Source organism: Scytonema sp. NUACC21, assembly GCF_054684315.1.
Genome location: NZ_BAAFZH010000106.1, coordinates 1 through 18,139, shown reverse-complemented (window position 1 = coordinate 18,139; position 18,139 = coordinate 1). Strand labels below are relative to the sequence as shown.

12 protein-coding genes are annotated in these 18,139 nt (G+C 41.1%); 9 read left to right on the top strand and 3 right to left on the bottom strand.

The annotated features are described in order from the left end of the window. The first annotated feature begins 42 nt into the window (after window positions 1–42). The 6 genes from ACYRY3_RS37915 to ACYRY3_RS37890 all read left to right on the top strand — a co-directional run bounded on the left by ACYRY3_RS37915 (window position 43) and on the right by ACYRY3_RS37890 (window position 12,065). Window positions 43–567: a peptidase associated/transthyretin-like domain-containing protein gene (locus ACYRY3_RS37915; RefSeq protein WP_460206904.1), complete on the top strand. Its 525-nt coding sequence runs from the start codon at window positions 43–45 to the stop codon at window positions 565–567. A 160-nt stretch (window positions 568–727) separates the two neighbouring features. Beyond that, window positions 728–2,473, top strand: a complete 1,746-nt coding sequence (locus ACYRY3_RS37910; protein ID WP_460207176.1) for an SDR family NAD(P)-dependent oxidoreductase — start codon at window positions 728–730, stop codon at window positions 2,471–2,473. A 19-nt stretch (window positions 2,474–2,492) separates the two neighbouring features. Then, window positions 2,493–7,322 (top strand): PfaB family protein, encoded by a 4,830-nt coding sequence (locus ACYRY3_RS37905; protein WP_460206903.1) that lies wholly within the window; start codon window positions 2,493–2,495, stop codon window positions 7,320–7,322. Between the two features lie 101 nt (window positions 7,323–7,423). Further along, on the top strand, window positions 7,424–9,088 hold the full coding sequence (locus tag ACYRY3_RS37900) for a PfaD family polyunsaturated fatty acid/polyketide biosynthesis protein (protein ID WP_460206902.1): 1,665 nt from the start codon (window positions 7,424–7,426) through the stop codon (window positions 9,086–9,088). Window positions 9,089–9,370: 282 nt separating this feature from the next. After that, window positions 9,371–10,888: a thioester reductase domain-containing protein gene (locus tag ACYRY3_RS37895; RefSeq protein WP_460206901.1), complete on the top strand. Its 1,518-nt coding sequence runs from the start codon at window positions 9,371–9,373 to the stop codon at window positions 10,886–10,888. 205 nt (window positions 10,889–11,093) lie between these two features. Beyond that, a complete protein-coding gene (locus tag ACYRY3_RS37890) occupies window positions 11,094–12,065 on the top strand; it encodes a class I SAM-dependent methyltransferase (RefSeq protein WP_460206900.1) in 972 nt (323 codons plus the stop codon). Window positions 12,066–12,197: 132 nt separating this feature from the next. On the opposite strand, the gene hetI is transcribed toward ACYRY3_RS37890, so the two are convergent. Beyond that, the gene (gene hetI, locus ACYRY3_RS37885; RefSeq protein WP_460206899.1) at window positions 12,198–12,917 is read right to left on the bottom strand and encodes a 4'-phosphopantetheinyl transferase HetI; all 720 of its coding nucleotides are present in this window, start codon (window positions 12,915–12,917) and stop codon (window positions 12,198–12,200) included. 715 nt (window positions 12,918–13,632) lie between these two features. Here hetI and ACYRY3_RS37880 point away from each other — a divergent pair. Both ACYRY3_RS37880 and ACYRY3_RS37875 read left to right on the top strand, forming a co-directional pair. Further along, window positions 13,633–13,887, top strand: a complete 255-nt coding sequence (locus tag ACYRY3_RS37880) for a peptidoglycan-binding domain-containing protein (protein WP_460206898.1) — start codon at window positions 13,633–13,635, stop codon at window positions 13,885–13,887. 31 nt (window positions 13,888–13,918) lie between these two features. Beyond that, the gene (locus tag ACYRY3_RS37875) at window positions 13,919–14,146 is read left to right on the top strand and encodes a hypothetical protein (RefSeq protein WP_460206897.1); all 228 of its coding nucleotides are present in this window, start codon (window positions 13,919–13,921) and stop codon (window positions 14,144–14,146) included. Window positions 14,147–14,454: 308 nt separating this feature from the next. Here the strand turns inward: ACYRY3_RS37875 and ACYRY3_RS37870 are convergent, their stop codons facing one another. Both ACYRY3_RS37870 and ACYRY3_RS37865 read right to left on the bottom strand, forming a co-directional pair. Beyond that, window positions 14,455–15,534: a 2OG-Fe(II) oxygenase family protein gene (locus tag ACYRY3_RS37870; protein WP_460206896.1), complete on the bottom strand. Its 1,080-nt coding sequence runs from the start codon at window positions 15,532–15,534 to the stop codon at window positions 14,455–14,457. A 547-nt stretch (window positions 15,535–16,081) separates the two neighbouring features. Next, window positions 16,082–16,861 carry a WYL domain-containing transcriptional factor gene (locus tag ACYRY3_RS37865; protein WP_460206894.1) on the bottom strand — a complete coding sequence of 260 codons (780 nt, stop codon included), beginning with the start codon at window positions 16,859–16,861 and terminating at the stop codon, window positions 16,082–16,084. 463 nt (window positions 16,862–17,324) lie between these two features. Between ACYRY3_RS37865 and csx18 the strand changes: the two genes are divergently transcribed. Next, window positions 17,325–17,609 (top strand): CRISPR-associated protein Csx18, encoded by a 285-nt coding sequence (gene csx18, locus ACYRY3_RS37860; protein ID WP_460206893.1) that lies wholly within the window; start codon window positions 17,325–17,327, stop codon window positions 17,607–17,609. Window positions 17,610–18,139 lie beyond the last annotated feature (530 nt).

Sequence of the window (18,139 nt, the reverse complement as noted above, 5' to 3'; positions counted from 1 at the left end):
CTTCCTTACTCTCCATTCCCTACTCCCTATTGACTTAAATACATGACAAAAGTTAATTACATTGGTCGCATTCTTGATACAGAGAAACAAGCTCCTATCAATGGAGCAAAAGTCTCAATTGGTCTGCCTGGTGAAGAACTTGTTGTTTACACTGATTTGGAAGGAATTTATAAATTTCCCATCGATTTTGGTAATTGCAGTGTTCTTGAGGGAGAAATAAAAATAGAAGCTAAGGGTTACAAAACCTACAGCGCTTTTATAAGACTTTCTCCTCAAAACAAAGACCTTGGTGATATTCGACTCGTATATCCCCATCATCAAGAAAGTGGTAAAGGAGGGGAAAACTCAGAAAACTCAGAAGATTCAGAAAACAATATTGCGTTACCAATTGTCGCAGCTATTATGGTAGTGTTTGCTCTCATTGTAGCAGCACTGACTTTACCATCACCTCAAGAATCTCCTCAGCAAGAAATACCTGAAAATAGCATAAATCTTCCCGCATCTTTGAATTTTTCCAAAAATAATTTTTTGGAAAGTTACTTCGCTCAGTCTTTTCTAACTCTCTAAATATATAGGAATCCTATTTGATTCTTGAGTTCGATGTAGGGTGGACATTGCCCAAATTGAATTGTTGGTTTTTGTTTCTCAAGACAAACCTGAAATGTTGGGTTTCGTTCCTCAACCCAACCTACGTCTTATCCACATTAAAGCTAAGGTAGACAAATTTATGACTCTAACCACCACAATTAGTCCAGAAACAGTTTTTCTCGTAAGTGGCGGCGCTAAAGGTATTACAGCTAAATGCGTCATCAAATTAGCACAACACTATTCTTGCAAATTTATTCTTTTAGGTCGTTCGGAACTTTTAGAAACTGAACCAGATTACGCTCAAGGTTGCTTTGATGAACCAGTCTTAAAAAAACGTATTATGGAATACTTGCTCTCACTGGGAGAGAAGCCCACGCCAATTAACGTACAAAAGCTTTATAACAAAATTGTTTCCAGCCGAGAAATTCAACAAACTTTGAACACGATTAAACAGGCTGGGGGTTATGCAAAATATGTAAGTGTTGATGTCACAGATAGCAATGCATTAAAGCAGCAATTGTCTCATTTTTCTGAGAAGATTGGAGCTATTACTGGAATTATTCATGGTGCTGGCAATTTAGCTGATAAGTTGATTGAAAAGAAAACAGAGCAGGATTTTGAAAAAGTTTATACTGCAAAAGTTCAGGGATTGGAAAATCTTTTATCTTGTATAAAACCCAATCAACTGGAATATTTAGTTTTATTTTCATCAGTTACGGGTTTTTACGGTAACCTAGGTCAAACTGACTATGCAATTGCCAACGAAATACTCAATAAATCAGCCCATCTTGTGAAGCGACGCTATCCTGAATGTCATGTTGTAGCAATCAATTGGGGTGGTTGGGACAGTGGTATGGTGACACCAGAATTGAAAAAGGAGTTTGCCCGTCGAGGTATTGACATTCTGTCTGTTGAAGATGGCACACAAATGCTTGTGAACGAACTTCATCCTGCCAACCGTGAAACAGCACAAGTTGTCATTGGGACTCCCTTAATTCCACCTCCCATTCCATTAAGCCCCGAACTACAAACCTATCGCATTCGCCGCAAGCTATCACTGGAATCCAATCCCTTTTTACTCGATCATGTCATTGCTGGTAAGGCAGTTTTACCTGCTACTTGTGCGGTGTCCTGGATTGTTGATTCCTGCGAGCAACTTTATCCCGGTTACAGATTTTTTAGTAACACTGATTTCAAAGTATTGAAAGGAATCAATTTCAGTGAAACCCTAGCCACTGAGTACATTGTAGATTTGCAAGAAGTTTCCAAAGTCAATTCCCATGAAGTTATCTTACAAGCAAAAATTTGGAGCTTAAGTCCAAACGGAAAAACCATTTATCATTTCAGTATTGAGCGGGTTCATCTTTTACGAGAACTCCCTACCCGTCCTACATATGAATCACTGAATCTTGCAGAAGATAATATCATTACCATCAAAGGTAATGATTTTTATCAAGCACAAACGGCATCCTTCTTCCCACTGTTTCATGGCTCTTCTTTCCAAGAACTGAAAAGGGTTTTAAATATTAGCCCCGAAAAAATTACTACTGAATGCGTTTGGCAAGAAATTTCACATCAACAACAAGGACAGTTTCCCGTTGGATGGGTTAATCCTTATTCCATTGATTTGAGTACTCATCCTTTATGGATTTGGATGCAGCATTTCCATCAAGAAATATGCTTGCCTGCAAGCCAGCAAAAGTACGAGCAGTATACTAATATTCCCTGCAATACACCTTTTTATGTCTCTTGTGAAGTGAAATCGAAGACAGCAACTAGTGTAGTTGCAGATTTTATTGTTCACGATTCTCAAGGTAACGTTTGCTCGCGTCTCTTAGGCGGTAAAGGCACCATCATACCTACTCAAGCTTTAAAAAAGAATTAACACACATAGGAATTAAACCGTGGAAAAAATAGCTATTGTCGGATTCTCATGCCTTTTTCCAGATGCCAAGAATTTAGAAGAGTTTTGGCAAAATCTTCTCCAGGGAAAAGACTCGATATCATCTATTACTGCTGAAGAGTTAGGGGTTAATCCACAGGTTTTTTACGATCGCACTAAAGGTCAAGCTGATAAGTTTTATTCTCTGAAAGGAGCATTTATTCGCAACTTTCAGTTCGATTCAACCGGATATAAGCTACCAGGAGAATTTCTACAAAGCTTAGATAATACCTTTAAGTGGTCTCTTGATGCTGCTAAACAAGCTTTGCAGCATAGCGGTTATCTGGGAAATGAGTCAGTTCTTGCAAAATGTGGAGTGATATTGGGTTCGCTTTCTTTACCAACTCAATTTTCCAACCAACTATTTGCTCCCATGTATCAGCAGGTACTATCACCTGCAATTAGAGAACTTTTGCAGTGTCCGGATTTTGATTTAACTTCTTTAAACGGTGCTGCAAAAGCCTCCATTCATAACGCCATGATTTCTGGCTTACCAGCTGCTATCATTGCTCAAGCTCTTTCTCTCTCAAATATTCACTTTTGCATTGACGCTGCTTGTTCTTCGCCTCTCTATGCTGCTAAACTTGCATCCCATTATTTATGGCATCATAAAGCAGATTTGATGTTAGCTGGAGGAATCAGTTGTTCTGACCCTCTGTTTATACGGATGTTGTTTGCTGGTATCCAAGGGTATCCCGAAGACAATGACCTCAGCCGTCCCTTGGATAAGTCATCACGAGGGTTAATTACCGCTGATGGCGTTGGAATGGTTGTGCTGAAACGATACAGTGATGCGGTGAGAGATGGCGATCGCATTTACGCTACCATCAGTGGTACTGGGCTTTCCAATGACGGTAGGGGCAAACACCTACTTAGCCCCAGTTCTAAAGGACAAATTCTAGCTTTTGAAAGGGCTTACAAAGAAGCACAAATCAATCCAAAAGACATCGACTACATGGAGTGCCATGCAACTGGCACATTGTTGGGAGACACGACCGAATTTAACTCAGTAGAAACCTTCTTTGGCAAGCAACAAGCAACACCGCTTGTAGGTTCGGTAAAAGCAAATGTCGGTCATCTGCTCGTCGCTGCTGGTTCAGTCAGCTTGATTAAAGTCCTTTTGAGTATGTCCAAGGGTACCATCCCACCAACACTTAATGTTAATGACCCCCTAGGAACAGAAAACAACGTCATTGCACCTCAACGAATAGTCACCAAAACTACCCCTTGGCCAAATAATACACCAGTCAAACGGGCAGCTATTAGTGCTTTTGGTTTTGGTGGAACCAATGCACATATGATATTGGAACAAGGAGAGGAACAAAGAGAAAGAGTAGAAAATTCTACCTTGTCCCCCACTTACTCCGTGGAACCAGCCAAAGTCGCCATTGTAGGTATGGATGCATTTTTTGGTTCCTGTAATGGATTAGATGCTTTTGACCGCAGCATTTATGATGGAAGACAGCATTTTATTCCTCTGCCTACCAAAAGATGGCATGGTTTGGAAGACCAGCAAGAGTTACTTCAGAAGTACGGCTTGCCAGATGGTAAAGCACCAGTAGGGGCTTACATCGAAGATTTAGAAATTGATACTTTATCTTACAAAATTCCCCCGAACGAACTTGCTAAACTCAACCCACAGCAACTTCTCCTTCTGAAAGTTGCCGATCGCGCCCTCAAAGATGCAGGAATGAAAGAGGGTGGAAATGTTGCAGTTTTGATTGCAGCTGAGACAGAACTCTCGGTGCATGAGTTACAACAGAGATGGAATTTATCTTGGCAGATTAAGGAAGGCTTGATTGCTGGTGAAATTTCTTTACCAGCAGAAAAAATTGCTCAACTTGAAAACATTGCCAAAGATGCGGTTCACCACCCTGTAGAAATTGGCGAGTATCTGAGTTACATCGCCAACATCATGGCGAGCCGTATTTCTTCCCTTTGGGATTTCACAGGTCCGACATTTACCATCACCGCTGGGGAAAATTCCACATTCAAGGTTTTGGAAGTTGCACAAATGCTACTTTCTGCTGGGGAAGTCGATGCCGTACTTGTGGGTGCTGTTGACTTAGCTGGCGGTTTGGAAAATGTTCTGTTGCGAACTCAAGTAGCAAACATCAACACGGGAGTTGCAACCCTCAGTTATGACCAGAAAGCAAATGGCTGGATGGTTGGCGAGGGTGCGGGTGCAGTTGTCTTGAAGCGTCACGATACAGCTAAAAAAGATAATGACCGCATATATGCTGTCATTGATGCAATTAGTTTTGCACAAAAACATACTAGTATAGATTCACTCGATAACCGTTTAGCCACACCAGACCCAGGAGCCGTTACTCAGGTTTGCCAGCAAGCTTTCCAAATGGCAGGCATTAAACCCACAGACATCGAATATTTGGAAGTGTGTGGTAGTGGAATTCCCCAAGAAGATGAAGCAGAAATCAAAGGTTTAATCCAAGCGTATCCGGTAGGGCAAAATGGGTTAACTTGTGCTATTGGTAGTGTCAAGGCAAATATTGGTCACACCTGTGTCGCATCGGGAATTGCCAGCTTGATTAAAACCGCACTGTGTGTTTATCACAGGTACATTCCCGCAATCCCCAAATGGTCTGGGGTGAAAAATCAAGAAGTTTGGCAAGGTAGCGCTTTTTACATAGCTCCAGAATCAAGACCTTGGTTTTTAGGCAAGGAAGCTAAAAAGAGAGTTGCTGCTATTAACAGTATGGGTATGGATGGAACATACGCCCATGTTATTTTATCGGATGAACCCGAACAGCAACAGCGTGGCAGCAAGTATTTGCAGCAAATGCCTTATTATGTGTTCCCAATTGCAGGTCGCGATCGCTCTGACATACTACAGCAAATTCACGCTCTCCAAACAACGGTAGAAAATTGTAGTTCTTTAGCTGGAGCTGCCCGTCAAAGTTTTGTAGAATTTCAGAAACATTCAGTTGCCCCCTACGCCCTTGCAATTCTCGGACGGAATAAAAACGAGTTAGCACGAGAATTAGAATCCGCCCTCAAAGGAGTGAATAATGCTTTTGAGAGTGGGGAAGATTGGCAAACACCCGCAGGCAGTTATTTTACAGCGAAACCAGTGGGTAAAAACGGAGGCATAGCTTACGTCTACCCTGCTGCTGTTAATTCCTATCTTGGTATTGGTCGTACTCTCTTCCGTTTGTTCCCCAGAGTTTACGAAGATGCAGTCATCAAAAGCCTTTTCACCCTTTTTGCTGAAGTTTCTCAACTTGTCTTTCCTAGAAGCTTAAATAAATTATCTACCAGGCAGTTGGAAGCTCTCGAAAAACAGTTACTGAGTAATGCATTGGCAATCTTTGAAACTGATATGGCATTTGCCAGACTCATTACCACAATTATCCGAGATGATTTCCAAGTTAAGCCAAAATACGTCTTTGGCTATAGCCTGGGTGAGACAAGCATGATGGCTGGGATGGGGGTATGGAGCAATTTTAACCAAGGAATCAGTGCCTTTCACTCTTCTCCTCTATTTGTAGACAGGATTGCTGGAGCAAAAAATGCCGTGCGCGAGCATTGGGGATTGCCCGTAACCCAATCACCAAACGATGATTTTTGGAGCACTCATCTTTTGATGGCACGCCCATCTCAAGTTCAAGAATGTCTCAAACATGAAAATCGCGTTTACTTGACTCAAATCAATACACCAGAAGAAGTTTTAATTGCAGGTGATGCAGCAGCTTGTGAAAGAGTCATTAAAACTTTGGGTTGTAACGCTTTCCGCGCTCCTTTCAACCATGCAATTCATTGCGAACCGATGCGATCGGAATACGAAGAAGTTGTGAGAGTTAATACCCTACCGGCGCAGAATATACCGGGTATCGCCTTTTATTCCTCTGCCAAGTATGAACCTGTTCCACTTGAAAGTGGCGCGATCGCTCGCAGTTTAGCAAAAGGATTGTGCCAACAACTAGATTTTCCCCGCCTCGTGAATCAAGTGTATGAAGATGGGGCAAGAATATTTATTGAAGCAGGGTCTGGTAATGTCTGCTCTCGATGGATTGATAAAATCTTAGAAAACAAAGAACACATCACCGTACCCCTCAATAGAAGAGGTATCGACGACCATGCCTCTATTATTAGAGCAGTAGCAAAACTTGTCAGCCATCGAGTTCCTGTCAATTTATCAATCCTCTACGATGACACAGCAGCAACATCGAATCAACGCAAACCAACTGTGAGAACACTCACCTTGGGAGGACACGCCCATACAGGAGAAAATGTTCTTCATGGTAACCAAATTGTCTCAAGTATCTTAACTGAAGAAAACCGCAAACTTTTCCAAAACGCAGCCCGCAAAGTACCAAGGTATAGCGATACTAGCTTACATCAGAAAAAAGCTCAATCCCAAGAGCTAGAAACCAGGAATTCAACCCAAGAACCAAGCCCGAGCCAAACTAGTGAAAGAGATTTTCACAACATCATTACACAACCTATAATTCCCCCAGAAAAAATAAACATGAAAAATGCCGCCAATAACAGTTTTGAATCTGGAGAACAGGTACAATCTTGTGAACAAAACGCAACTCAACAAATTATTCCCCATACCATTTTGTCAACACCTACTGACACTCAAATAGTTTGTCACAACATTACTCAGAATCGCTTAAATAAGACTCAGTATGACAAATTTCATACTAACAACTTCAGTGTTAATAAAAACCACAAGGAGTTCTTACAATCCAGACATGAATACAACCAGCAAATCAGCGAAATTATCAAATTACAACTAGCTTGTGCAGAAAATTTGCTTAATAGTTAGGAGTTAGTGGTTAGTAGTTAGTACTTACCTAACAACAACTAACCACCAACCACCAACAACTAACCACCAACAACTAACCACTAACTACTAACCACCAATCAATGATGGAAAACACAGTTTTAGGTAAATACAATAACGGTCTCAGCTTTTATACCAACTCCTTTTATCACAATCAAGCTTGGAAAGGTGCTTTAGATTGTGTTGCTTTTGAGCGAAAGGCTATCAAAGAGAAATTACTCAATTTAGATAAACCTTGTTATGTCGTGAGAGTAGCAGGACAAATCGGCGTCACCAATGATGGTTATTTGTCTTCCACTGACAACGGGAAAACAGGACAAGCAGAACTTTTGACGGCTGTTCCACCAGTATCAACTCAAAATTTGGGAGATCCTAGTTTTTTATCATTTCACGAGGTGAAATGCGCTTACACTACCGGTGCAATGGCTGGTGGTATTGCTTCTGAAGAAATGGTTATCGCACTCGGAAAAGAGAAACTCTTGGGTTCTTTTGGTGCGGGCGGATTAACTCCCGATCGCTTAAAAGCAGCGATTCACCGCATTCAAGAAGCATTACCGCGAGGTCCCTACGCCTTTAATTTAATTCACAGCCCCAATGAACCTGCTATTGAACGTCGTGCTGTGGATTTGTACCTCAAGTATGGGGTAAGAACAATAGAAGCTTCTGCATTTTTAGATTTAACTCCCAATATTGTTTACTACCGTGCAGCCGGATTGGGTGTCAATACAGCAAATCAAATTGAAATCAAAAACAAAGTCATTGCCAAAATTTCTCGCCGAGAAGTTGCTAGCAAATTTCTCCAACCAGCCCCATTAAAAATTTTAAAAGAACTGGTTCAACAAGGGCTTATCACCGAATTACAGGCAAATTTAGCAGCCCAGTTACCAATAGCTGATGATATTACTGTAGAAGCTGATTCTGGAGGTCATACAGACAACCGTCCATTGGTATGCCTCTTGCCTTCAATTGTGGCATTAAAAAATGAAATTCAGGACAAATATCATTACTCAACACCCATACGAGTTGGAGTGGCAGGAGGAATTGCTACACCAGAATCAGCCTTAGCAGGATTTATGATGGGTGCTGCCTACGTTGTCACGGGATCTATCAATCAATCCTGTGTTGAAGCCGGAACCAGCCAATACACAAAGCAATTACTAGCACAAGCAGACATGGCTGACGTCATGATGGCTCCAGCAGCAGATATGTTTGAAATGGGAGTTAAACTTCAAGTTCTCAAGAAAGGAACAATGTTTGCCCTGCGATCGCAAAAATTATATGAGTTATACAGAACTTATAACTCAATTGATGATATTCCTATTGTAGAACGAGAGAAGCTAGAAAAGCAAATTTTCCGCAAGACTTTAGACCAAGTTTGGGAAGAAACTGTCTCTTATCTATCCCAGAAGAACCCTGAGAAACTCAATAAAGCAGTCAACAATCCGAAAGTCAAAATGGCTGCAATTTTTAAATGGTATTTAGGATTGTCCTCCCGTTGGTCTAGTGCTGGAGAAAAGGGCAGAGAAGTAGATTATCAAATTTGGTGCGGACCAGCAATGGGCAGCTTTAATAACTGGGTGAGCGGTTCTTATTTATCTGAACCAAATAATCGCAAAGTTGTCGATGTCGCCCATCATATTATGACAGGTGCAGCATTTTTACACCGCATTCAAAGTTTGAAGATTCAAGGATTGCATATCGAAGACGATTACAGCCAGTATCTGCCCGTTCGTTTTACTGGTTTGTAATTTTGGGGCTTCCGAATAACAACTATCTCAAACCCTCTTGTGGATTGGGTATTCTGGAACTCCCTAGCATGGAACGCGAGACAAGACGGGCGAGACGCCCGTCCCACAAGAGCCCACAAGATTCCACAAGAACCCACACGGTTACACAAAATCCATAAGGTTCCGCAAAGTTTCACAAAGTCCCCCAACGTTCCATAAGGTTCTACAAGATAGAGTAAGTACTTAAAACTCTCTTAAAGTTTTTCAACCATCATCAACTACTCCCTCACAGGTACATAAAATATGTCTTCAAAACAGTCTCGTACAGCAGAAGAAATCCAAGCATGGTTGGTATCTAATCTTGCTGAAGCATTAAAGGTTTCACCTCATGAAATAGATATTAGAGAGCCCTTAGATAGTTATGGTTTGGACTCAGCCCAAGCGATGGTGCTGATTACGAAAACAGAGAAGATGCTTGGGTTTGAAGTCTCACCCATGTTGCTATGGCACTATCCCAACATTGAAGCTCTTTCAGAACGGTTAGCTGAAGAATCGCAAGATTTAAACTCAGATGCTCAAGACACAAAGGACAGCCAGAATTCTTCAGCGAATAAAGCTCCAACCCTAGATTTGAGTGCTGAAGTTGTTCTAGACCCAAATATCCGTCCGGCATCTTCATCCTTTGAATTCCCCTCTAAACTCAATAATGTCTTTTTGACTGGAGGAACCGGCTATTTAGGTGCGTTTATCATCCATGAACTGCTCCAGACAACCAATGCAGACGTTTACTGCTTAATACGTGCAGCAAATTCTGAAGAAGGCAGACGCAAACTAAAGCAAAACTTAGAACAATACGCAATTTGGGAAGAAGATTATAGCTCCAGAATTGTTGCTGTTCCTGGGGATTTGTCTCAGCCATACCTCGGTCTGAGCAAAGAGGGTTTTGAAATGCTAGCAGCAAACTTAGATGCGGTTTATCACAGTGCTGCTATGTTGAATTATGTCTATCCCTACTCTGCACTCAAGGCTGCCAATGTCTTGGGAACACAAGAAGTGATTCGATTGGCAAGCGAAATCAAAGTCAAGCCCCTGCATTACGTCTCTAGTGTCGCTATTTTTGAATCGCCTGCTTACGCGGGCAAAGTTGTGAAAGAGCAAGATAGCTTTGACCATTGGGAAGGTATTTATCTGGGATACTCTCAAACCAAATGGGTTGCTGAAAAGCTAGTTAAACTTGCTGGCGATCGCGGGCTTCCCATTACCATCCACAGACCCCCATTAATCGGAGGACACAGCGAGACTGGCATATGTAACACAAGCGACTTTATCTGCTTAATGATTAAAGGCTGTCTTGAGATGGGATATTTTCCAGATGTAGATTACATGATGGATATGTCTCCCGTAGACTACGTAAGCAAAGCAATTGTTTATCTATCACAGCAAAAAGAATCTTTAGGCAAAGCTTTCCACTTGCAACATCCTCAACCAGTGCCCTTAAAAATGTTAGTTGACTGGATGCGTTCTTTTGGATACCCAATTCAACTGATGCCTTACGAGCAGTGGCAAGAAGAGTTAATGAAAACTCTATCTTCTGAAGACAATTCTTTATATACTCTTCGACCTTTCTTGCTGGAAAAATGGTCTCAAGAAGGGCTCACCATTCCAGATTTATACCTCCAAGCAAAAAGACCTATTATCAGTTGTCGGGAAACCCTTGATGCACTTGCAGGAAGCTCTATTGTCTGTCCACCGATAGATTCTAAGTTGTTTCTGACCTACTCTGCCTATCTCCTGGAGAGCGGTTTCCTAAATGTCGCTTAAAAACAATTAACACATCTTGCATTTGTAGGGTGGGCAGTGCCCACCATTGATATCTCTATATAGAGTGGTTATATCTCTTCTGTAGGGTAAGCACTGCCCACCATTTAAATCTTTAAAAAATGCAAGATATAAAGTTTTGTAGAGGCGCTTACATAACGTCTCTACATTACCCTGCTAATGTCATTCAATAACCCTTCAAATGAAAATGAAATATATGGTTGAAAATCTCTTAAATCCTTCTCATGTTCCGAATTTTACCTTTTCCCCAAATAGGTTCAAAAAAGCCAATCAAAAGCGCAGTCAATGTGTAATTTGTGATTACAGCCTACCTGTGACTGATGTTTTTGAGCTTCCAAGGTTCCCCTGTAATGTTAGAGCATTTAAAGACGAAAAATTTAAGATTTGGCGATGCCCTAACTGCAAGACAATTCACAGCTTAGATGTTGTCGATTTAGAACACTACTACGCAAAATATCCGTTTGCTAACGCCAAGCTTACATGGGTATTACGTATTTTATATAAGAATTTATATCGGCAGATGGCAAAACACGGAGTTTCTAAAACTCACAAAATACTCGATTATGGTTGTGCTAACGGATTGTTTATAGAGTATTTGCAACAACACGGTTTTAGGAATTGCTACGGTTATGACCCTTATGCGCCCAAAAATAGCTTTGGCAATCCAGACATACTTGAGCAAGAACCATTTGATTACATACTGCTTCAAGATGTTATTGAACACGTTGAAGATCCCCATGCACTACTAAGTAAGTTAAATAATCTTCTTGCCCCTGGAGGTTATATTTTCATCGGCACGCCAAATGCAGCCAAAATTGATTTAACTCAACCCAACTTATCTGATTACTATAATTCAGTACATGTCCCATACCACCTTCACATTTACACTCGCGAAACTTTGGAATCTCTGGGTGGTTGTCAAGGTTGGGAAGCTATAGAATTTATTGACCGTGCTTTTCACGATACACCTTGGTTCGGTTTAAATACTCGTGCATGGAATCAATACCAACGTCTTTTTGATAGTACGTTGGATGTTATCTATGAATCTTTGAATTTAAGGAGAGCATTTACCTCTTATAAGTTTCTTTTTTACGCAATTTTCGGCTATTGGCTCAGTTTTCAAACAGAAATGACAATTGTTTTCCGGAAAGGCAAATAAAGCCCGTATGTTGGGTTGAGCAACCAAACCCAATGCCAAAAAACTGTGTTCATAGAAAATTCAGATGTGGTAGAGAGGCGGAATTTCGCGTCTCTACATAGGGGGGGTTGAAAAACCTGCCCCTCTTTTACATTAATACTGGAAGCACTTGAGACGCATACCAGAACCTTGCACAGCAATAGCAGCAACGGAATTATTTTCGGGTATGATTTCCAATAGACTCCATTGTTGCTCAGTTTTCAGCTTTGCTGGCTGTCCTGGTGTGAGCAAAACTTCTATTTGCTCTAATTGAGCTATGCCCACTCCAGTTGCTTTTAAATATGCTTCTTTACAGGTCCAGTAACGGAAGAACACTTCTTGCACCTGGTGAGGTGGAAGGGAACTTAACACTCCATACTCTGCTGGCGAAAAGAACCGATTGGCAAGACTTAGAACATCGGAAATTGGGCGAACGTATTCTAAATCCACACCCACTTGGCGAGCGCTGGTTACGGCACATAAAGCTAATCCTTGAGAATGTGTGAGGTTAAACCACAGCTTGCGATCGGCAAATGAATCAGCGAGAACAGGTTTGCCAGAGGGTTCGTAGCAGAACTGCAATTCTTGCGGTTCAATACCCAAATAGCGACCCAAGATAGTACGCAAGATTCCTCGACCAGCAATAAAACGCTGCCGATGCTGTTCTTTATAGAACCGCTTTGCGCGACAAACTTCATCACTAGAGAGGGTTGCTGCCAAATGTTGCAGTTGTGAGTCTGGTTGGTCAAGGTTAATTCGCCAAACATGAACTTCATCCTGCAACAGGGTTAAGTTTGTCGGTGCAGGCTGCCACGAAGAATTATCAACAGTCATTGAGTTACGCAGTAATAATGAGATTAATGCCTGAATTTTGGGTACCTAGGTTTTGAGGGGATTGGTGAGGTAGGTCTTTCTCACCTGCGGTAGAGCCCTTCTGTTATGAACTACCGTTCCCAACCAATTGTCCGGTAATTTACCGCTTTCACGACAGGGCTTTGGGGATTGGTTGACACGTCTACCTTTCCGCCAATCGGTAATACAAAAGTATGGCTATTGTATTACGTTATGTTTCAACTCACATCACTTAAGTCAAACAGCCTTATCGCTTTTTTATAAGATAAAAAAGTGCATTGTCAAACTCTGTTTTGCTTTTTGACTTTGACGTTATTATACTATTTCAGGAGCTGAGCCGAATAGTCTACTTGGAAACCATTTCAATGTTTTTCCGTCTTTTCTAGTTTTTTGGAAGGGAATAGGGGTGAATAGTAGGGTGGGCAATGCCAAGCATCATCCTACGTGGGGCATGGTTTACCCAACAAAAATCGGCAATTATAGAGCACCAAAGGGAGTAGTTCAAGGTTATTCTTAACAATTCAAAGTAGAGAAGAGTGGTATGCAGTGCCTTTACATGGGTTGAAAATTAGTGCAAATCCTCCAATCTTGAGCGATTGGATAAAATATTACCCTTGGGGGTACCGTGCAAAAACCGTAATTGCTACAGATGGAAGTGATGATATGGATCGATACACCATTAAAAGGAAAACTAACTATGGAACCCGAAGTTCAAGCATCTGCTGTTCGAGAACTGCCAACTGTAAGACGCGGTGATACAGGTTCATCTGTAAGACTGCTACAGAATATCCTGATTTCTCTGGGCTACCTTGCTAGAGACCTCAACACCGGAAACTTCTTAGAGCAAACAGACCTAGCGGTAAGAAATTTTCAATCAGATAACAGCTTGCGTGTAGATGGTGTAGTTGGTCCTAGAACTTGGGATCTGTTGGGTGCTCTTCTCTGGGAGTAACAATTTAGCAATTAAACACTCTGCCCAAAAGATGAGCCCCAACCATACACCTAGTGTACGGTTGGGGCTTGTACAAATACCGATTGAAATACTCATTATTAAAGTTGACGCCCAAACACATTTGATGCGAGGACGCAAACAAATTCCCATTATAGCAGTTCTTCCAAGTATGAATACACCCAGCTGTCAAGGCGCAAGTCTACCTCGCCCTTACCTCATATCTTGCACCATCGTTTCCCAAGCCAAAATAATAGGTTGAAAAGCTTATGGTTACGTAGTTACGTAGGCACCGCCCACTACCCCTTCCCACTTCTGGGCGTGCAAGATGTCAGTTACCAATGTACTTCATTGATTGGCAAACTGCTAAGTGACGAATTAAACTGACGTTGATAATATCTGTATCAGTATTTTCGTAAAATAGTATAAAGCTCAATAAGTACTGCAAAAACAAGCTTTTTATGAGAAGTTTGGGTTGAAGAGCTGTTTTTGTAACCTTTTTATAGTAAAGTTTTCAGTCGTTATGTAGCGGAACGTATTAGACTTACTGCTTTTACTCTCGCTCGCATATTATATTTGCAATGCGTATGCGTTGTTCACTGTAGCCAAGCGATCGCAGGCGTTCTTTTCCAAAAGAGCCAAACTTGACAATCGGTCTTCATTAAGAATACGGCGTGTAGTGATTCGGTCTGGATAACACCGCATGAACATGTTTGTAAAGTGCGTTCCGTAGTGGATATATTCATCGCTGGAGGTATTAAACAGAGGACGGACACAAGCATCGAAATTGGGTTCATGGAAATACGCTATTGCATATCGTTCTCTCGTATTCAGCTTCACTTTGTGTGGAGTTGAAAGCAGGTAGCCATTAGTCAGGAACTGCAGAATATCCCCAGGGAAAACTGTCAGCACATTTGGTACGGGCTTCACAAATGTCCAAGGTTCATCGTTTTCATACATGCCTGCCATGCTTTCGTTTGGCAACCAATTCCTATTTCTTTTTTCCCCTTCAACTGGAGGACGTACATACAGACCACCCACATCATCCTGAGCCGCAATAACCAATAGCCCGTAGTCGGTATGTGCGCCAATTCCCCGCGCTGATTTTTGCGATACCGTTGGAAATCGCAATACGCGCATATGGTGCCAACCATTATTAGTTAATTCCGTTAAAGCATTAATATCATTGAGCCCCAAGCCAAGAGCAGTTAACTTCAACAATTTCTCGCCGATTAAACCAAGCTCGTCCATGAAGACCGTCATACTTTGCTGGTACTCGTGGTCGGGCCAAGGCATTGGTCCATGACACGGCAATTGCGCTTGTACGGAGACATCACTCTCTGGAATATCTTTGCAAACAGTGTATATTTCAGAATAATCAGCTTCTCCTGCGGTGAGTTCTTCTCCAGAAGCGATATACCCACCGTAATTCACATCGCTGATACATTGGGATTTGAACTTCATGGGCATGCGAAAGAAGCGACGACTTGCTTCAAACGCACTCTGGGTTTTTTGAGACTGTATTGAATTTGTTGCTACTTGAAAAATTCCGTCAGTTCTCCATGCTTGAATCATCTCGCGTGCTATAGCGACATCGGATTCTGTTCCTATAACGGATTGAGGTAAGTGGAATGTTTGTAGCGCAGCCATTTTAATGTCCTTTCCCTGATTTTAAACAAACGTTAATCCAAGCATTCTGCTCTACTCCTGAGTCTTCAACTTTAATGAGTCGAGCCGTTTCTACTTATATGCTTGACATGATCTCAAGCGTCATCTTATACAGAATCTACCCGTATTACCATCCGTAATGTCCACGATTTTTTTTAGAAAGGACAATCCATCTCTGAAGATCTACTTGAATCGGTCAGCTGTTCTCATTTGAATTAGTTATAATGCCACGAATAATGTAGAGACGCGTCATGGCACATCCCTACATTTGTGTATCATATGTAATTGAAAATTGCTGTATTTGTTCAAGCAAATATTGCTTGGGTTGCGATCGCAAAAGCCAATTAAGGTATTGATATTAAGTTCGGTTAATTAGTTATTATTAAACGATCTGTGCAAAAACCGGAAAACCCGCCCCCCATCTGCCTTAATAATAAGTCTTTATGCGAACATGATATGACCCCCGAGTCAAAGAATAGTACTTTCCTATGTCTGCAAAAGGTAGAAATTTAATTTGTATACCTAAATACTAACTTAGTAGCAGCATCGCGATGTTTTTCCACGATACGGGGAGGGGACAGCTGTCACAATATTCATAAAGTACATACCACGCAATGTCTTGATAAATTAATTGTAATGGTACAACTTGTATTGGTCCGACGCGGTTAGTTCCATAAAGGTCGCTACTGCGAGAAATTTCAATTGCCTGTCCTTGGATAATGGCTTTTTCTAATATTGGTAATTTATGAAATAAAGTATCCCGATATTTTCCCCGTTCTGCCATTTCTTCAGGATCTGTATAGACTATGGCACGATTGAGATATTGTCTGAGAGGATAAGAAAATTCCCCCTTCATGTGCAAATCTAACCCCCGCAGTCTTTTGCTCAAGGTTTCATAGATGCGTCTAACTTGTGAATCTGCTTGATATTTAGCTTGGGATGCTAGGGCGTTGAATGCTACTTTCAGTTCCTCTGGAGACATTGCACCTGTACCCAGATAGTATCCCCAACGATACATCCGACGGTCTAGAATGCCATATTGCCGCAGGGTTTCTAAATCTTTACGTAGTGTCGGTGTGGAAGGATAATGTTCTGGTAACTTGACTTTCAAGCCCTCTGCTAGCTCTTGCAAACCTAACTGCACTTGTGTCAAAGCGTTATGGTGCTTGTCTTCTGGTAAATCTTCTATCGACTTAGGGCAGCCTATTCCCGGATACTTCAGCAACGTTGCAATCAACAACATTAACCTTTCAAAACTCAGGCGATCGCTGTAGGGGTGTGAAGTAGTTTTTTTAGGCATTTTGGTCATTTGTCATAAGTCATTTGTCCTTGGTCATTTGTAGGGGTTGTGTGAATTTTTACATTTTTTAAAATAACGGCTTTTACTTCCTCTGGTACTGTTGCTATATGAAGATGCATGGCAAGAACCCCACCGCCTGCGGCACCTTCCCTTATTCATGGGAGGTTAGGAGGGGTACAAATCGCCTGCTACTTCATAAAGAATTGGTATGACTTATTTAAAAAATAAGGTCCTGAGTGAATTAGAAATAACATTTTCTTGAACCAACGTCAAGAAATAGAAAATATTGACTCACTCCCCTGTTATATCAATAAATTGCACTGTTAACAGGCTTTTTCACTTTGCTGGGTAAAACGATGAATTATTTTCTTTAATGTGCTTTTCCTTGAGGTATAGCGTATCTTAATGATATGCAGCGCTGCTTATTATATATCTACAAATCCACCAAAGTTGCAAAGAGTTACTAACTTTTATGTACATATCTCCGCGTATGTCTCTCATCCGTAACACTCTGGTCTCTACTTTTGCGGGAGGCATTACTCTCATTATCTTGCTCATTGCTCCCTTGGGATTGGTAGCCGTCATTATTAATACATTGCTGGTAACTTTAGGAACTTACGTTGTGTCCGGTGTGGCTGACCGGGTGATTGCTTGGTTGGAACCGCAAGGAAAAGTCGAACTGCTTTCTTCCGATCCCAGACGAGAAAATACCAGTCGTCGTCGCCAATCTTCTTTAGCAAGATGGTGGAGAGGTTAAGAGATATGGGGTGTGGCTTGTAAAAAGTCTCAATAACAAGTCACTACAAAGCACTTACCCCAAACTCAAATTATGAGAACCCTTTATCCCACATTCCGCACCCTAACTGTCACAGAGGGGTTTTTATGGAGCATTTTTCTCGATAAAGAGAGTAAACTAATACCTCAAACGCATACATGGTTCTATTTTTTACCGACTCTAGATGAGATGCGCGATTCTCAATAAGGTGCAATAAATATCGATGAGAGATTGATAGATAAAAATTTATTGTGACTGCGCTAATTTCTGTATTTAACTTATGGTATTTTTAGGGAAGTTAAAAAAACTTTGACTATTAAACTTAATTAATAGCGTTTATAAATATATTTATAAATAATTTATCACTAATTATTTAGCTCAACATTGATAATAGTAGCGACAATGAGGAGGCAGGAAGCTCAAAATATATTTTCTATAGGAAGTTATATTTGAAATTGATATGACATCATTTAATTTTACTAAATGTATAGATTGAAAACATTGAAATACCC

Bases quoted from the DNA above. Each gene is read 5' to 3' on its own strand.
- ACYRY3_RS37915 (WP_460206904.1), top strand. From the start codon at position 43: ATGACAAAAGTTAATTACATTGGTCGCATTCTTGATACAGAGAAACAA.
- ACYRY3_RS37910 (WP_460207176.1), top strand. From the start codon at position 728: ATGACTCTAACCACCACAATTAGTCCAGAAACAGTTTTTCTCGTAAGT.
- ACYRY3_RS37900 (WP_460206902.1), top strand. From the start codon at position 7,424: ATGATGGAAAACACAGTTTTAGGTAAATACAATAACGGTCTCAGCTTT.
- ACYRY3_RS37895 (WP_460206901.1), top strand. From the start codon at position 9,371: ATGTCTTCAAAACAGTCTCGTACAGCAGAAGAAATCCAAGCATGGTTG.
- ACYRY3_RS37890 (WP_460206900.1), top strand. From the start codon at position 11,094: ATGAAATATATGGTTGAAAATCTCTTAAATCCTTCTCATGTTCCGAAT.
- hetI (WP_460206899.1), bottom strand. From the start codon at position 12,917: ATGACTGTTGATAATTCTTCGTGGCAGCCTGCACCGACAAACTTAACC.
- ACYRY3_RS37880 (WP_460206898.1), top strand. From the start codon at position 13,633: ATGGAACCCGAAGTTCAAGCATCTGCTGTTCGAGAACTGCCAACTGTA.
- ACYRY3_RS37875 (WP_460206897.1), top strand. From the start codon at position 13,919: ATGAGCCCCAACCATACACCTAGTGTACGGTTGGGGCTTGTACAAATA.
- ACYRY3_RS37870 (WP_460206896.1), bottom strand. From the start codon at position 15,534: ATGGCTGCGCTACAAACATTCCACTTACCTCAATCCGTTATAGGAACA.
- ACYRY3_RS37865 (WP_460206894.1), bottom strand. From the start codon at position 16,861: ATGACCAAAATGCCTAAAAAAACTACTTCACACCCCTACAGCGATCGC.
- csx18 (WP_460206893.1), top strand. From the start codon at position 17,325: ATGTACATATCTCCGCGTATGTCTCTCATCCGTAACACTCTGGTCTCT.